This is a genomic window from Streptomyces sp. NPDC007095, assembly GCF_040634475.1.
Lineage (GTDB): Bacteria > Actinomycetota > Actinomycetes > Streptomycetales > Streptomycetaceae > Streptomyces.
The window spans coordinates 1-13,347 of sequence record NZ_JBEYFS010000075.1; the positions used below are offsets into that span (position 1 = coordinate 1).

General features: G+C 70.0%; 10 protein-coding genes. All 10 read right to left on the bottom strand.

Going from position 1 to position 13,347, the window contains the following annotated elements; all coding sequences use genetic code 11:
• Window positions 1–51 precede the first annotated feature (51 nt).
• Window positions 52–852, bottom strand: a complete 801-nt coding sequence (locus ABZ656_RS25155; protein ID WP_060901066.1) for an ABC-2 family transporter protein — start codon at window positions 850–852, stop codon at window positions 52–54.
• Window positions 853–914: 62 nt separating this feature from the next.
• The gene (locus ABZ656_RS25160) at window positions 915–1,649 is read right to left on the bottom strand and encodes an ABC-2 family transporter protein (RefSeq protein ID WP_360270632.1); all 735 of its coding nucleotides are present in this window, start codon (window positions 1,647–1,649) and stop codon (window positions 915–917) included.
• Between the two features lie 71 nt (window positions 1,650–1,720).
• Window positions 1,721–2,716, bottom strand: a complete 996-nt coding sequence (locus tag ABZ656_RS25165; RefSeq protein WP_360270599.1) for an ATP-binding cassette domain-containing protein — start codon at window positions 2,714–2,716, stop codon at window positions 1,721–1,723.
• Window positions 2,713–3,867, bottom strand: a complete 1,155-nt coding sequence (locus tag ABZ656_RS25170; protein WP_360270634.1) for an MFS transporter — start codon at window positions 3,865–3,867, stop codon at window positions 2,713–2,715. Before ABZ656_RS25170 ends, ABZ656_RS25165 begins: the two co-directional genes overlap by 4 nt.
• 37 nt (window positions 3,868–3,904) lie before the next feature.
• The gene (locus ABZ656_RS25175; protein WP_360270601.1) at window positions 3,905–6,811 is read right to left on the bottom strand and encodes a glycoside hydrolase family 2 TIM barrel-domain containing protein; all 2,907 of its coding nucleotides are present in this window, start codon (window positions 6,809–6,811) and stop codon (window positions 3,905–3,907) included.
• Between the two features lie 42 nt (window positions 6,812–6,853).
• Window positions 6,854–7,723 carry a carbohydrate ABC transporter permease gene (locus tag ABZ656_RS25180; protein WP_101403845.1) on the bottom strand — a complete coding sequence of 290 codons (870 nt, stop codon included), beginning with the start codon at window positions 7,721–7,723 and terminating at the stop codon, window positions 6,854–6,856.
• 8 nt (window positions 7,724–7,731) lie between these two features.
• On the bottom strand, window positions 7,732–8,694 hold the full coding sequence (locus tag ABZ656_RS25185; RefSeq protein ID WP_101401624.1) for a sugar ABC transporter permease: 963 nt from the start codon (window positions 8,692–8,694) through the stop codon (window positions 7,732–7,734).
• Between the two features lie 32 nt (window positions 8,695–8,726).
• Complete coding sequence (locus ABZ656_RS25190; RefSeq protein WP_101401625.1) at window positions 8,727–9,989, bottom strand: extracellular solute-binding protein; 1,263 nt, start codon at window positions 9,987–9,989, stop codon at window positions 8,727–8,729.
• A gap of 189 nt (window positions 9,990–10,178) precedes the next feature.
• Window positions 10,179–11,426, bottom strand: a complete 1,248-nt coding sequence (locus tag ABZ656_RS25195; protein WP_360270604.1) for an ROK family transcriptional regulator — start codon at window positions 11,424–11,426, stop codon at window positions 10,179–10,181.
• Between the two features lie 485 nt (window positions 11,427–11,911).
• Window positions 11,912–13,162, bottom strand: coding sequence for an FAD-binding protein (locus ABZ656_RS25200; RefSeq protein WP_360270606.1), 1,251 nt, complete (start codon window positions 13,160–13,162; stop codon window positions 11,912–11,914).
• Between the last annotated feature and the right edge of the window lie 185 nt (window positions 13,163–13,347).

Genomic DNA, 13,347 nt, shown 5'->3' on the forward strand with positions numbered 1-13,347 from the left:
CCCGGCGGTGGTTGTCCCGGGGTAATGGTGTAGGGCCGGCGCACCGGGTCGTCAGCCGTTGACCCCGGAGTAGTGGCCGAGGCTCCAGCGCCACAGGAGCCGCGCGCCCAGATAGGCGAGCAGCCCCACCAGCGGTGAGGCCGCCGCCAGCCAGTACGGCACCCCCGAGTCGCCGCCGTGGCCGGTCAGCACGGCGGCCGGGAAGTAGGCGACGAAGGCCAGCGGCAGCCCGAAGGTGAGGAAACCGCCGACCGCGCGCGGCAGCACATTGAGCGGATAGCTGCCGAACGTGCCGAGCAGTTCCTCCAGCCAGCGCCCCCAGTAGTCGGCGGCCGGGAAGCGCAGCGAGGCGCAGGCCACCGCCGTGAACAGGGCCGCCTCCAGGAGCATCCCGCCCAGGACGCAGACGACGAGGTACGAGATCCGGGCCGCGTTCCAGTCCAGCTGGCTGCGGGTCAGCGCGCCCACCATCAGACCGGTCGCCACCGTCAGGTCGCCGATCGCGTTCGTGGGGAAGACGGAGAGCTGGAGTTGCCGGTGGACCGGCATCGGGCGGACCAGGTACGTGTCGATCACGCCCTCCTGGATGTGCCGGGCCAGTCCGTGCACCCGGCCCAGGAAGAGCACGAACAGACCGTGCGCCAGCATCCGCGTCGCCGCGATCAGCAGCACGTCCTGGCTCGCCCAGCCGCCCATCCCGGTGAACCGGGTGAGCAGCACCGTCGCGAACACGATCACCGACACCTGCCAGATCGCGCCGATCGCGATCATCAGCAGGAACTCGGAGCGGTACTCCAGCTGTGCGCGGAAGTTGAGACGCGTGATCCGCCACACGATCCGCAGGGATTTCAGTGATGTGCTGAGCTTGTCCGTCCTGTTCAGCCGGTCCGTCACGTTCAGTCCGTCCGTCATGCTCAGCCTCCCTGCGAGATCACGCGCCGGGCGGCCCGGCGCCACAGCAGCCGGGTGAACAGGGCGAGAGCCACCACCCACGCGGCCTGCAGGGCGAGTTGGGGACCCGCCTGCGACACCGGGATCCGGCCCACGTACAGCGACAGCGGCACACTCAGCGTCGCCTGGAAGGGCAGGAAGCGGCTGAGCGTGATGAACCAGTCGGGGAAGAACCACAGCGGCGCGTACACCCCGGACAGCAGGTTCTGCGCGAAGACCAGGATCAGGATCGCGGCGCCGTTGCGGAGCGTCCAGAAGCACAGCTGGTCGATCACCAGCATCACGTAGTACAGGACCCACTGGCCGAGCAGCACGCTCAGCCCGAACACCGCAGCCACGGCGGCCGATCCGGGCGGCTGGACGACCCCGGCGGCCAGACACACCGCGTATCCGGTCGACGCCCAGAGGAATCCGTAGAGTTGCTCGCCGAGCGCCCGCAGCGCGTAGTAGCGCTGCGGGGACAGCGGGCGCAGATACCAGTACACGATGGTGCCGAAGTGCATGTGCTGCTGGACGGTGTCCCGGCCCGAGTACTGGTCCAACGCCCGGATCCGGGTGGCCAGTACCGCGAGCACGGCATAGGTGACGGCCTGGTCGCGGGTGAGGCCCGCGGTGGTGCCGGTCGTCGCGTACAGGCCGCGCCACAGCGAGGCCACCAGCACCACCTGCACGACGAGGCGCAGCAGCGCGGCGGTCATCCGGGGCGGGGTGTGCAGCTCACCGAGCGGGGTGACCCGGGCGGCCCGCCAGCCCCCGGGGACGGTCGCGCTCACGCGGCCTCCGCCTGGACGTACGCCGCCCGCATCACGTCCTCCAGGTCCGCCTCGTCGATCGCGAGGTCGGTCACCTCGTACCGCTCGACGACCTGCTTGAGCGCCTGGTGGACCGTCGGGGCGCCCGGCCCGTCCGGCCCGAACACCACCTGGGGGCCCTCGCGGCGCAGCAGAGCGATGCCCGGCGGAGGGGCGATCGCCGCCTGCGGATCGGCGAGGGTGGCCCGCACCTGCCAGGTCGAGCCGAACCTGCGCCTGATCTCGTCCAGGGTGCCGTCGAGGACGAGCCGCCCGTGGTTGATGAGGACGACCCGCTCGGCGAGCCGCTCGACCTCCGTCATGTCGTGCGTGGTGAGCAGCACGGTCCGGCCGCGCTCCTCCACCTGGTGCTTGAGGAAGCCGCGCACCTGTTCCTTGACGACCACGTCCATCCCGATGGTGGGCTCGTCGAGGAACACCACGCGCGGGTCGTGCAGCAGCGCGGCGGCGAGGTCGCAGCGCACCCGCTGGCCGAGGGAGAGATGGCGTACGCGGGTGTCCCAGAAGGAGGAGAGGGCGAGCAGCTCGTCGAACTCGCCAAGCCGGACGCGGTGTTCTCGCTCCGGCACCCCGTAGATGTCCCGCAGGATCGCGAAGGACTCGCGCACCGGCAGGTCCCACCACAGCTGCGTGCGCTGTCCGAAGACCGCCCCGATGCTGCGCGCGTTGCGCTCGCGCTCCCGGTACGGGACGACGCCCGCGACGCGCGCCTCGCCGGAGGTCGGGGTGAGGATGCCGGTGAGCATTTTGATGGTGGTGGACTTGCCGGCACCGTTCGGGCCGAGCAGCGCGAGCAGTTCGCCGGGCGCCACCTCGAAGGTGACGTCGCAGACGGCCTCCTTCGCGACCCGCTCGGGCCTGACGAGGGACTTGAGCGCGCCCGCGAAGCCCGGGCGGCGCACGGTGGTGTGAAAGGTCCGGGAGAGCCCCCGGACCTGGATGCTGCCGCTCATACGGACGCCTTCCGGGTCAGTGCGATCAGCCACACGGTGGCCACGAGCGAGGCCGCGGACAAGGTGGTCAGCAGCCAGGGGACGGCGTGGATGCCCGACGCCTCGATGCCCACGCCGAGCAGCGGGGGAGCCGCCACCCCACCGATCATCGAGGCCGCGATCACCCATGCCCCGGCCCGCTTCGCCCGGGGGAGGGCCCGGTTGAGCCACGGCAGGCCGGTCGGGAAGACAGGCGCGATGAACAGACCCACACCGGCGTACGCCACCGGAGCCGCGCCCGGTATCAGCGCCAGCAGCAGGCAGGCGGTCATCCCGGCCGCGCAGACGGCGAGGATGCGCTCGGGTGCGTACCGCAGGGTGAGGGGGACGACGAGGAAGCGGCCCGCGGTCATCATCAGCCAGTAGAGGGAGGTGGCGGAGGCGGCGACCGTCGCGCTGTAGCCGACGGTCTCCAGGTGGGTGGGTTCCCAGCCGCCGACGCCCGCTTCGACGCCGACGTTCAGGATGTAGAGGAGCAGGAAGCCCACCAGGACGCGGGAGAGCAGGCCACCGGAAGCGGCGGGCCGCTCGGCCGGGGAGACGGGCGGTGACTCGCCGCGTACCCCTCCCGTGCACAGGACCAGCGCCCCGGCGAGCACCGCGCACAACCCGAAGGCGTACGGGTAGTCGCCGGGGCCCAGCCACGCGACCAGCGCCGGGCCGAGGACCGCGCCGATGCCGAAGTGCGCGTTGAGGACGTTCAGCATGGCCGTCGACCGGTCGCCGAATCCGACCGCGAACAGCTGGTTGAGTCCGTAGTCGATACCGCCGAAGCCGAGGCCGCCGAGGAAGGCGGCGGTGAGCGCGAGCGGCCAGTTCGGAGCGAGCGCGAAGCCCGCGCCACCCGCCGCCATCAGCGTGTAACTTGCCGACAGGAGCACCCTGTTGGAGATCCGGGAGTGGATCGCGTTGAAGGCGATGACGCCCGCGACACCACCGGTGAAGTGCAGGCTCAGACCGAGGCCCGCCGCCGAGGGGGAGAGGCCGTACTCCGCGCGCAGGCCCGGGACCGCCGGGCCGTAGAGCGCTTGCAGCATGCCGATGAGGACGAATCCGATACACGACGCGACCGCGGCCGGTCGGCTGCACCTCTTTCCGGGGGACACCCCCAGACCCCCGTGCCGACCGGCCGCGGTCCTCGTGAGCGTGTCAGCCATGGATCTCCGAGAAGAGGAACGTGAATTCGGCGGGAGCGGGCCGCAGTTGGTACTGCGGAAGCGCGCCCGGACCGCACGACTGCGAGCCGATGCCCTGCTGCCCGTGGTCGAGATTGACCCAGACCGTGTCCCCGGTCCTCAGATCGGTCGGATGCCCGGCCGCGTCGAGCTGCTCCGACGTCCAGCGGCGCGCGGTGAACCAGAACTCCGGCTCGCCCTCGACCCGCAGCCCGCCGATCTCCACCCAGCGGACGTCGGCCCGGGCGCCGTTCTCCTGCGGACGGACGTACGGCGTCTGGAGTCCGTCGATGGTCGACTCCCAACGCCCCACCATGGAGGCCGACTTGGTGTCCGGGTAGGCCTCGCCGGGGCCGCCGCCGAACCACCTCGCCCCGTCGACCGAGCCGGCGAGCCCCAGCCTGATCCCGAGCCGGGGCAGCGGCAGCGTCCAGTCGCCCTCGGGCGCCACGGAGACGGTCAGCCGCAGCCGCGTCCCGTCGGACGTCCACCGGTAGACCGTGCGCAGGGCCACCTCGCGGGCGGCGGGCGCCACCCGGGTCCGTACGGTCAGGGCGTCGTCGCCCAACTCCACCGACTCCAGCCGGTGCTGCATCCGGTGCAGGCCCAGCTCGCGCCAGAGCGGGCCGTAGCGCAGATCCGGCTGCCAGGCCGCCCCGTTGTCGTTGTCGGTCGGCGCACGCCACACGTCCAGGCGCAGCCCCCTGACATCGACCCCGCCGATCGACCGCAGCGCACCCGTACGGGCGTCGAAGGCCGCCGGGCCCAGGGTGATCTGCCCCTCGCCGAGGACCGGACCGTCGCTCTGCGCCACGGCGGTCAAGGGCCGCGCCGAGAGCGGGAACTGTGCCCAGGCCACCAGGTGGTCCTTCGGCCCCCACGCGGTGTCGGCCGCGAGCGTCGCCCGTACCGTCCACTGGGTCTCCCTGCCCCGTGAGCCGGCCGGCGGGTCCGGCAGTTTCACGTCGGCCGACGCGCCCGGGGCGAGTTCCGGCACCGACAGGACGCCGGCCTCGACCGTCTCCCCGTCGACCTGGTAGGACCACTCGAAGGCCAGCGCGGAGAGATCGGCGAAGTCGTACGCGTTGGTGACCCGCACGGTCCCGTCCGCCACTCCCCCAAGCTCTCGGCTCCGCTCGAGCAGGGGGGAGCCCCATCCGACGATCCGGACGGGCTCGATCACCTTCTTGTACTCGACCAGGCCGGGGGACGGGGTCCGGTCGGGGAAGAGCAGCCCGTCGCAGACGAAGTTCCCGTCGTGCAGCTCCTCGCCGAAGTCGCCGCCGTACGCGAACCCGAACCGCTCGTCCTTGATGCCGTGGTCGATCCACTCCCAGATGAAGCCGCCCTGGATGCGGTCGTACGACTCGAACAGGTGCTGGTAGTCGGCGATCCCGCCGGGCCCGTTGCCCATGGCGTGCCCGTACTCACAGAGGATGAAGGGGAGTTCGCGGCGCTTGTGGGTGCCGCCGTCCAACCCGCGGCCTATCCTCTCGACCTCGGCGTGGTCGGCGTACATCCGCGAGTAGACGTCCGTGTCACGGCAGTCGATGTCACCCTCGTAGTGGATGAGCCGTGAGCCGTCCCGGCCGCGGATCCACTCGGCCATCGCGGTCAGTCCCCGCCCGGTGCCGGCTTCGTTGCCGAGGGACCAGATGACGACGGAGGGGTGGTTCTTGTCGCGCTCGACCATGCGGGCCGCGCGGTCGAGCAGGGCCGGGGTCCAGCGCTCGTCGTCGACCGGGTTGTCGCGCCAGGCCTGCTCGGTGAAGCCGTGCGTCTCGAGGTCGCACTCGTCGACGACCCACAGGCCGTACTCGTCGCACAGGTCGAGGAAGGCGGGGTGCGGCGGATAGTGCGAGGTGCGCACCGCGTTGATGTTGTGCCGCTTCATCAGCAGCACGTCCTCGCGCATGGTCTCCAGGTCGAGGGCGCGGCCCCGTTCCGGGTGCCATTCGTGCCGGTTGACGCCCTTGAAGAGGAGAGCCGTGCCGTTGACCTTGATCAGGCCGTCCTCCAGGGCGACCGTGCGGAAGCCCACGCGCAGCGGGACGCGCTCGCCCTCGGTCGCGAGCACACCGTCGTACAGCCGGGGTGTCTCGGCCGTCCACGGCCGCACCGGGACGGTGACCGACTCGCCGGTCGCGACATCGATGTCGAGGGCGGGCACGGTGACCCGGCCGTCGACGTCGGAGTCGACGCGCAGGGTCCCCAGGCCTTCGACGTGGTCGTAGGAGGCGTGCACGAAGAAGTCGAGGACGCCGCCCGCCGGGCGGTGCAGGAGCGTGACGTCCCGGAAGATGCCCGGCAGCCACCACTGGTCCTGGTCTTCCAGGTACGAGCCCGCCGACCACTGGTGGACACGGACCGCCAGCACATTGCCGCCCGGTTTCAGCAGATGGCCGACCGCGAACTCGTGCGGCAGCCGCGACCCCTTGAACTCCCCGATGTCCGTGCCGTTCAGCCAGACCCGGGCACAGGACTCGACCCCGTCGAAGCGCAGCACCGCCCCGCCGTCCGAGGGCCAGTCGGACGGCAGGTCGAAGGTGTGCAGATGATCGCCGGTCGGGTTCCCGGTCGGCACGCGCGGCGGGTCGACCGGGAACGGGTAGAGGTGGTTGGTGTAGATCGGTGAGCCGTGCCCCTGGAGGACCCAGTGGCCGGGGACGGACACCCCGGCCCAGTCCCCGGCGTCGAACCCCTCCGCCGCGAACGAGTCGTCCTCGGCGTCGGCGGTGGGGGACAGACGAAAGCGCCAACTGCCGTTCAGTGACAAGGACCGCGCGTCCGAGGACGCGTACCGGGCGCGCGGCGGGAGCGCCCCGCTGCCCGGCGAGACGTCCTCGACGTAGTCAATGGCGGAAGTCGTGCGGAAAGACATCGGTCTCCTAGATCGTCCCTTGGTACCCGTCGAGCTTGTCGATCAGCCCTTGATGCCGGTCTGCGCGACCCCCTGCACCAGCCAGCGCTGGAGGAAGAGGAACACGAACACCAGGGGCAGGATGGAAATGGCGGTGGCCATGAAGATCAGGTGGTAGTTGACGGTCTGGTTGGTCATGTACGAGGAGAGCGCGATCTGCACGGTCCAGGCGCTCGGGTCCTGGCCGATGACCAGCGGCCACAGGAAGGCGTTCCAGCCGCTGATGAAGGTGATGGTCGCGATCGCGGCGAAGAAGTTCAGGGAGTTCGGTACGACGATGCGCCAGTACGCGCCCCAGTAGCCGAGCCCGTCCACGCGCGCCGCCTCCTCCAGCTCCTTGGGGAACCCCAGGAAGTACTGCCGGAAGAGGAAGCAGGCGAAACCACTGAAGAGCACCGGAATGACGAGACCCCGGTAACTGTCCACCCAGCCCAGTGAGGAGACCAGCACGAAGCTCGGCACGAAGGTGACGGCGGGCGGCACCATCAGGGTCCCCAGGACCATGTAGAAGATCTTGTTGGCGTGCTTGTACGGGATACGGGCCAGGCCGTAGCCGGCGAGCGAGCAGACCAGCAGGGTGCCCACGGTGATCAGTACGGCGACGACCGCCGAGTTGAACAGCGAACGGCCGAAATCGACCGTCGTGTCGTGGAACAGCTCGGTGAAGTTGCTCCACTGGGGGTTCGTGGGGAAGAACTTCCAGTTCTCGCCGGTGATTTCGGGATCCGTCGACAGCGCGTTGCGGGCGATCAGATAGAAGGGGACCAGGAAGAGCAGGGCGGCGACGCCGATGGAGACGTACAGGCCGGTGTTGCCGATGACGCTGCCGCGCTTGACACGGCGTGGCTTGTCGACGGGAGTGACTGGAGGCATGGCGGCGGTCACTTGTCGTCACCCCTTCCGAAGCCCAGGAACTTGCCCTGCGCCAGTGTCACGATGAGGATCAGCAGGGTGAGGATCACCGCGCCCGCGCTGCCCTCGCCGTAGTCCTGGCTCTCGCCCAGCGCGGTGTAGTACAGCTCGACGAGCGGCGGCCGGCCCCAGGTCGTCTTCGCCAGCAGGTTGAAGAACTCGTCGAAGGCCTGGTAGGCGGCGATGACCAGCAGCAGGATCACCGCGGTCGAGGTGGCCCGCAGCTGCGGCAGGGTGATGTGGCGGAAGGTCTGCCAGCCGGGCTTGGCGCCGTCGATGGCGGCGGCCTCGTACAGCTCGGGCGGGATGTTCTGCAGCGCCGCGAGGAACAGGATCATGTAGAAACCGGCCTGCAGCCACAGCCGCAGCGTCACGATGACCAGCCAGTACCAGGGCGGATCGGGGTTGGCGAGCCAGGCGATGTTCTCGACGCCGAACCAGCCGAGGATCGTGTTCATCAGGCCGAAGCGGACACCGCTGAACATCGACATCTTCCAGATCAGCGCGGCGGCGACATAACTGCACGCGGTCGGCAGGAAGAAGACGGAGCGGAAGAACGCCTTCATGAAGCGCAGCCGGTTCACCAGCAGGGCGAGACCCAGCGACAGTGCCCAGGTGGCGGGCACAATGAAGACGGCGAACACGGTGAAGGTGACGAGCGAACCGGTGAATTTGCTGTCCTGCAGCATCTGCCAGTAGTTGTCGAAGCCGACGAACTTGCTCGGCGTCACCGTGAAGCGCGCCTCGAAGAAGCTCAGCCAGAGGCTCCAGCCGATCGGCACATAGACGAAGACGGTCAGGCCGATGAGGAAAGGGCTCGTGAAGAGCCAGAAGTTGAAGGTGCTGCTGCCCCGCAGCCCCCGCCGCGGCCTGGCCGGTGAGGCCTTGGCCGAGGCGGGGCGCGCGACACCGCGCGTGGTGGTGGTCGACATGTCGCTACCCGTCCGCCTGTCTCCGTCCCGGCCTATCCGAAGAGCTTCTTGAGCTCGCGGTTGACGGTGGTGTCGGCCTTGGAGAGCTCGGCCTCCGGGTCACCGTTCTTGCGGACGCAGTTGGCGAAGACGTCCTCCAGCGCGGTGATCATGGCCTGGGTCCAGCCGATGTTGTCGAAGTGCCCGAAGTCGTTGAAGAGCTTGACGCCCTCAGCGGGCAGGCCCGTCTTGAGCTTGGTGGCGGACGCGGCGATCGAGGCGCGTGGCGGGATGTGGAAGCCGTACGACAGCGCGAAGTCCTCCTGGTACTTCTTCTGGTCGATCCACAGCCACTTCACGTACTCCTTGGCCAGGTCGACGTTCTTGCCCTTGGCGTTGACGAACATCGACCAGCCGCCGTTGACGACCGACTGCTTGCCGGAGTCGGTGACCTTCGGGAAGGGGAAGATCCCGAGGTCGTCGCCGAGCGCCTTCTGCATGACCGGCATGGCCCACATACCGCAGAACTGGATGGGGGTCAGACCCTGCACGATGGCGGAGGGGTCCCAGTAGTCGGTCGGGGCGTCGAGGAGAAGGTGGCCGCTGGTGAACAGCCGGCGCATCTTCTTGATGCCCTCCTTGACGCCCTCCGTGTGGTACGCGATCTGGTTCTTCGCGTCGAGGGTGTCGGCGCCGGACGACCAGATCAGCGGGTTGATGACGGCGTGCAGGTCGTTGCCGATGAACAGGCCCTTGACCTTGCCGGTGGTGAGCTTCGCCGCGGCCTCGATCAGCTCGTCCAGCGTGGTCGGCGGCTGGATCTTCGCCTTCTCCAGCACGGACTTGCGGTAGAAGAAGAACTGCGGGTCGTCGATCATCCGGACGCCGTATATCTTCCCGTCCACCGTGTGCGAGGCGATGTCGGCCGGGTTGAAGTCGGACTTGACCGGATCGATGATGTCGCTCAGGTCCGCCACCTGACCGCTCTTGATGAGCTGGATCTGCGGGTGGAACTCGAACACGTCGGGGGCGTTGTCGGTGAGCAGCGCGGAGAAGAGCTTGCTCTCGTAGTCCGCGCTGGTGATCCACTGCGTGTTCACCGCGGCCTTGTCGTAGCCCTTCGCATACCGCTTGAGGGCGTCCTCGACGCCGGCCTCCCCGTACGCGTGGAAGTACTGCTTGATGGACTTGCCCGAACTCCCGCCCCCGGACCGCCCGTTGTTGCTTCCACACGCGGCCAGCGGCCCCAGCGCGGCCAGCCCCGCGGCGGCCCGCAGGACGGATCGACGGTCCCAGTTGCTGCTCATTGCCGACATGGTGACGTCCTTGTCTCTTGTACGGCTGCGGCTCGAAATCGCCGTGCGGTGCGGGACGCTAACCTTCCGTTAAGGCTTCGGCAAGGGGTTGGACGAAGTCTGTTCGAAGCGTTGTCTGCGGTTCGGCGGACCGAACAGAGGTGTGGGCAGGGCGAGTTGGCGGCCCACGGCCCGGCGGCCCACGGCCCCCTAGAGGGCGGTGCGGCGCGGGACGCTCCTGCCGCCGGCGGGCTTGTGGCCCACCGAGTTCAGGGCGCCCTCCAGGGCGAAGGTCGCGGCGCCCAGGCAGACCGGGTCGGTGGGGATGGGGGAGAGGACGATCTCGGTGGCGGCCAGCGGCCGGCGCAGCGCGTGCCGGGCGACGGCCTCGCGCACCTCGCGCAGCAGCGGCTCGCCGAGCGTGGCGGCCACCCAGCTGCTGAGCACGACGACTTCGGGGTTGAGGAGGTTGATCAGGTCCGCGATGCTCGCGCCGAGATAGCGGGCGGTGTCCCGGACGACTTGGAGCGCCGCCGGGTCGCCGGCGGCGACCCCGTGGGACAGGGCGTCGATGGTGGCGGTCTGGTCGTCCGGATGCAGCAGCGGGCTGCCTGGGCTCGACTCCCGCAGGTTACGCATGATTCCGGGCGCCCCGACGTACGTCTCCACACAGCCGTGATTGCCGCAGTGGCACGGCCGCCCGTCAAGGACCAGCGTCGTATGGCCCCATTCGCCCGCGCTGTTGCTCACCCCGCGGTGCAGCCCGCCGCCGAGCGCGAGCCCGGCGCCGACCCCAGTGCCCAGGTTGACGACGACGGCGTCCCCGCGACCGCGGGCCGCGCCGAACCACAGCTCGGCGACCGCGCAGGCGCGCAGCGGGTTGTCGAGGTAGAGGGGGTAGGCGATGTACTCGGCCAGCAGGTCGAGCAGCGGCACGTCGTGCCAGTCCCAGTTCGGCGCGTACTCGGAGATGCCGGTGTCGCGGTCCACCTGGCCCGGCACGCTGACCCCGACGCCCAGGACGCGCGCGCCCTCGATCCCGGCCTGCGTGACCACCGAGCCGACGGCCGCGGCGACATGCCCGACGACCTGCTCCGGGCGGCTCTCGCCGGGGCGCATGTCCTCGGCGGCGCGGGCGAGCACGTTCAGCGCGAGGTCGAACAGCTCCACGCGGACGTACGTCTCCGCGATGTCGACGCCGATCAATGCGCCCCCCGACGCGTTGACGGCCACGAGTCCGCGGGGGCGGCCCCCCGCGGAGTCCTCGAACCCGACCTCGGTCAGCATCCCGAGGTCGAGCAGTTCACCGACGAGCGTGGCGACCGTGGCCAGGCTCAGCCCGGTGGCCGCCGCCAACTCCTGTCGTGAGGTGGGGGACGCGGCGATGATCTGACGCAGCACCTCATAGCGGTTCGCGGTGCGGATGTCGCGCGACGTCCGCTTCGCCTGCTTGGCCACCTCGGTCCTCCGTACCGCACAGCGGGGCTAGGCCCTGTCGTCAAATTCCCGTCTGCCCTGCGACGCCATGCACGCACTCTCACCGCACCAGGCACAGACCCGAGTACGTCCAGTACGAGGGCCTGTGCCCGGCACGCCGAGAGCACGCACCTGACGCCGCAGGTCCCGACCTCCGGGCGGACGACGGGAATTTGACGACAGGACCCAGGGCCTGTCCGGCGGAGCATGCCGCAGACGTGGGGATTGGCGCACATCTGCGGCGTTGTCGTCGGTTGCCGACTCCCCCGAGCTCTCGGCTTCGCTCGAGCAGGGGGGACCCCCATCGCGTCGACGCCCTCCTCCGCCTTGCAGCTGCACGCACCGATCCCCGCTCGCCGGCGTCGATGAGGCACCGCCCGTTTCCTGCGACCTGATCCGCCGGACAGGCCCTAGGCCGTCCCGGCGCGCCGCAAGGCTATGGCCTGGCGAGGAGGTTCGACAAGGGGTTAGGAAAGGGGGTGAACAAAGTCCCGGACGAAGGGGTTGGTGAACTTGCCCGCCGGGTCCATGGTTTCGGCCAGGGCCCGGAAGTCGTCCAGTCGCGGACAGCGCCCGCGCAGCACCTCCCCGGGCGTGGTGAACACCTTGCCCCAGTGCGGCCGGGGGTCGAACGGCTCCAACGCCTCCTCGACCCGACGCACCACCGGCAGGACGGCCGCCGTGTCCTCGACCCAGGTGAAGTGCAGGGCCACGGTGTCCCGGCCGTAGGCGGGGCTCAGCCACTGCCGGTCGGCGGCCACGGTGCGCACCTCGCAGATCTGGAGCAGCGGCGCGATGTGCTCGCGGATCGCGTCGAGGGCGCCCAGCGCCGCGAGCGCGTGCGGGCGTGGCAGCAGGTACTCGGACTGCAGCTCGGCCCCGCTGCTCGGGGTGAACTCCGCCCGGAAGTGCGGCAGCCGCTCGTGCCACGGTCCGGGTACTCCGAACTGCTGGGTGCAGTTCTCCGCGGGCATGCCCGGCACGGGGTGCATCGCCTCGGTGGCGGGCGCGGCCCAGGGGAAGTCGGGCAGCGGCTGGTCGGTGCGGCGCTTGAGCCACACCTGCCGGAAGCCCGGGCGCCCCCAGTCGGTGAAGAGACTCACGCTGTACGCCGTCGCCGCCACCGTCTCGAAGTCAAGTCCCGCGAGGGGGAGTTCGGTGAAGACGTGCTGGCTCACCTCGAAGTCCGGCTCCAGGTCGAGGGTGAGGGCGGTGACGACACCGAGTGCGCCGAGGGAGGTCACGGCGCCGTCGAAGCGGGTGTCGTCGCGGCCGATCGTGACGGTCGAGCCGTCCGCCGTGACGATCTCGACCTCGCGCACGGCGGAGGCGAGGGAGCCGTTCGTGACGCCTGAGCCGTGGGTGCCGGTCGCCACCGAGCCCGCCACGGAGATGTGCGGGAGGGAGGCCATGTTGTGCAGGGCGAACCCGTGCTCGTGCACCTGGCGGGCGAGTTCGGCGTACCGGACGCCGCCCGCGACCCGTACCGTACGGGCGGTCGAGTCGACGTCCACGGTCGGGGGCAGCGCGGTGAGCGAGACCAGTACGCCGTCGTCGCCGGGCTCGGCGATCTTGTTGAACGAGTGCCCGCTGCCGAGGACGCGGAGGCGTGCGCTCTGCGCGACGAGCGCCGCGAGGGCGTCGTGCGTGTGCGGGCGGTGCAGTTCCTCGGCGGTGTACGTGATGTTGCCGGCCCAGTTGGTCAGGGTCTCTGTCATCCCTGTCGTCCCTCCCCGGGAAGTCGCCGTGCGTGGCCGTGCGGTGGCCACTGCTGGAAACTACCTCGGGCGTCCTTCGGTCTGGTGTCCCGGCCCTGGCCACGCCCATCGTGGCGGTCCCACCCACGGCCTCTGTCGCGTGGTGACACCCGACGGTTACGGTAGAGAGCGCTTGCTGTTGCCGC